General features: G+C 28.4%; 1 protein-coding gene. It reads right to left on the minus strand.

Annotation, left to right across the window (positions count from 1 at the left end):
- Positions 1–372 (minus strand): ParA family protein (locus ACF91D_RS31470; RefSeq protein ID WP_392438654.1); only part of this gene is annotated, 372 nt, incomplete at its 3' end.
- Positions 373–566 lie beyond the last annotated feature (194 nt).

A 566-nucleotide genomic window follows, 5' to 3' on the forward strand; every position in this document is an offset into this window, starting at 1 on the left:
ATATACAATACTTGAAAGCTGAGGTGGACAATCTATAACAATGTAATCAAAGTCTCTGTAAATGGGCTCTGTGAGCTCTTTGATGGCTATTCTATTAATGCTTGTATTATCCAGTTTTCTATTCTCAGGTACATAGTAAACATTTTTAAAATTGCTTTCATATATTGCTTGTTTTATATCAATCGAACCATTTAAAACATCATAAATAGTATTGGTTGGGGTCTCTTTTCTTAGGACGTTACTAGAGTTCTTTTGACCATCTAGCCCAATGTATAATACTTTGCGTTTTAATCCTAAGTAACCTGCAACGTTTAAGGCTATACTAGACTTACCTACTCCACCCTTATTTGATGAGTACACTAATACTTTCATTGTTTCACCTCATACCTTTTAATTTATGTAAAATGATAGCACAAGTAATAAGTAATATAAAGAAATATCAACTATTATGATAAATATTTAATATATCAGTATAAAAAAATTTAATAATATTTATGTTTTTTGTATATATAGGTAAACTTATGTGGTGTGTTTAATACAAGTTAAAAAACAGCACAGCAAAATGT

This window comes from Staphylococcus sp. 231237_7MaSpsaltlick (assembly GCF_043107035.1).